This is a genomic window from Mycobacterium sp., assembly GCF_049281135.1.
Taxonomy (GTDB): Bacteria; Actinomycetota; Actinomycetes; order Mycobacteriales; family Mycobacteriaceae; genus Mycobacterium.
Window position 1 is genome coordinate 1 of the sequence record NZ_JBAPRN010000811.1, and the last position, 2785, is coordinate 2785.

The 2785-nt window shown below is 65.4% G+C and carries 2 protein-coding genes; both read left to right on the forward strand.

The genetic code is table 11. The features are described 5' to 3' along the window. Position 1 precedes the first annotated feature (1 nt). Positions 2-955, forward strand: coding sequence for a S1C family serine protease (locus tag WAN02_RS32110; protein WP_422269394.1), 954 nt, complete (start codon positions 2-4; stop codon positions 953-955). 90 nt (positions 956-1045) lie between these two features. Beyond that, positions 1046-2785, forward strand: a 1740-nt coding sequence (gene treS, locus WAN02_RS32115; RefSeq protein ID WP_422269395.1) for a maltose alpha-D-glucosyltransferase, incomplete at its 3' end; no start/stop codon positions are given.

Genomic DNA, 2785 nt, shown 5'->3' on the forward strand with positions numbered 1-2785 from the left:
CCTGGCGACCGCGCCCGCGCACGCGTCACCGCTGACGACGCCTGCCCCGCGCGACGCGCAGACCGCGGCCGCGCAGGTCGGTCCGCAAATCGTGGACGTCGACGCCCAGCTTGGATTCCAGAGCGCGGTCGGCGCCGGGACCGGCATCGTGATCGACCCCAGCGTGGTCCTCACCAACAACCACGTGATCGCCGGCGCGACCAACCTCACCGTGAGATCCATCGCCAACGGCCAGACCTTCCCGGCGACGGTGATCGGTTTCGACCGCCAACATGACATCGCCGTGCTGCAACTGGCCGGAGGCGGCCTGCCGGTGGCCAACATCGGCAACTCCGACACGGTGAAGGTGGGTGACCCGGTCGTTTCGCTGGGTAACGCCGGCGGTGCCGGCGGGGCGCCGAGCGTCGAGGAGGGGCACATCGGCGCGCTGGGCCAGACGGTGTCGGCAAACGATGCGCTGACCGGTAGCACCGAGACGCTGAACGGCCTGATTCAGGTCAACGCGAACATCCGCCCGGGTGACTCCGGGGGCCCAACGGTCAACGCCGCCAACCAGGTGATCGGCTTGAACACCGCCGCAACGGCGAACTACCACCTTGGCCGCGGACAGGGCTTTGCGATCCCGATCAACGAGGCGATGGCCATCGCCGGACAGATCCGGTCCGGCGCATCGTCGCCGACGGTGCACATCGGACCGACCGCGTTCCTCGGAGTCGGCGTCAACGACGCCCCGGGTGGCGGAGGCGCCATCGTCCGGCAGGTGATTCCGACCGGTCCCGCCGCCGGGGCGGGTCTCAACCCCGGTGACGTGATCACCTCGATCAACGGCCAGCCGGTGAACTCGGCTACCGCGCTGACGAACATCCTCGACCAGCACCACCCCGGCGAGGGCGTCAGCGTGGGGTTGCATGGACGGGAAGTCAATGTGACATTGGGGGACGGCCCGCCGGGCTGATCCAACGCCGCAGCTCGTGCAGCTGTGCTCAATTCGTCTGGCGCATAAGGTTTTCGATGCCGCACCCCGGGTACGTGTAACGTCGTGGACTTGACCAGGGACAGAGAACACACGTCCGACCACGATCCTGCGGAGGGAAGCCGCGTCGAAGACGGTGTCGTCGAGCACCCCAACGCAGACGAGTTCACCGAAGCCAAGTCGCTGCCCGCCGACCCCACTTGGTTCAAGCACGCGGTCTTCTACGAGGTGCTGGTGCGGGCCTTCCTGGACGGCGACGCCGACGGATCCGGTGACCTGCGTGGGCTGCTGCAGCGATTGGACTATTTGCAGTGGCTCGGCATCGATTGCATATGGCTGCCGCCGTTCTACGACTCACCGCTGCGTGACGGCGGCTACGACATTCGCGACTTCTACAAGGTGCTGCCGGAGTTCGGCACCGTCGACGATTTCGTCGCGCTGCTCAACGCTGCGCACGAGCGGGGCATCCGCGTCATCACCGACCTGGTGATGAACCACACCTCCGAATCGCACCCGTGGTTTCAGGAGTCTCGTCACGACCCCGACGGCCCCTACGGCGACTTCTACGTGTGGAGCGATACCAGCGACAAGTACACCGATGCCCGAATCATCTTCATCGACACCGAAGAGTCGAATTGGACGTTCGATCCAGTGCGCCGCCAGTTTTATTGGCACCGGTTCTTCTCGCACCAGCCGGACCTGAACTACGACAACCCGGCGGTTCAGGAAGCGATGATCGATGTCCTCCGGTTCTGGCTGGACCTGGGGATCGACGGGTTCCGGCTGGACGCGGTGCCCTACCTGTTCGAGCGTGAAGGCACCAACTGCGAGAACCTGCCCGAGACGCATGCGTTTCTGAAGCGCGTGCGCAAGGTCGTCGACGACGAGTTTCCAGGCAGGGTGCTGTTGGCGGAGGCCAATCAGTGGCCCAGCGACGTCGTCGAGTACTTCGGCGAGGCCAGCACCGGCGGCGACGAATGCCACATGGCGTTCCACTTCCCGCTGATGCCACGCATCTTCATGGCGGTGCGGCGCGAGTCGCGTTTCCCGATCTCGGAAATCCTGGCGCAGACGCCGGAGATTCCGGACATGGCGCAATGGGGAATCTTCCTGCGCAATCACGACGAGTTGACGCTGGAGATGGTCTCCGACGAAGAGCGCGACTACATGTACTCCGAATACGCCAAGGATCCGCGGATGAAGGCCAACGTCGGGATTCGCCGACGGTTGGCGCCGCTGTTGGACAACGACCGCAACCAGATCGAACTGTTCACCGCGCTGCTGCTGTCGCTGCCGGGATCGCCGGTGCTGTACTACGGCGACGAGATCGGCATGGGCGACGTGATCTGGCTGGGCGATCGCGACGGGGTGCGCACGCCGATGCAGTGGACCCCGGACCGCAATGCCGGATTCTCCAAGGCCAACCCCGGCCGGCTGTATCTGCCGGCGAGTCAGGACTCGGTCTACGGATATCAGGCCGTCAACGTCGAAGCCCAGCGCGACACCTCGACGTCGCTACTCAACTTCACCCGGATGATGCTCGCGGTTCGCCGCAGACACGACGCCTTCGCCATCGGGAGCTTCGAGGAACTGGGCAGCTCCAACCCGTCGGTGCTGGCGTTCCTGCGCCAGGCGCCGGATGACGGCGACGTGGTGCTCTGCGTGAACAATCTGTCGCGTTTCCCCCAGCCCCTCGAGCTGAACCTGCAACATTGGAGCGGTCACACGCCGATCGAGCTCACCGGCCATGTCGAGTTCCCGCGCGTCGGCCACTTGCCCTATCTGTTGACCTTGCCGGGCCACGGGTTCTAC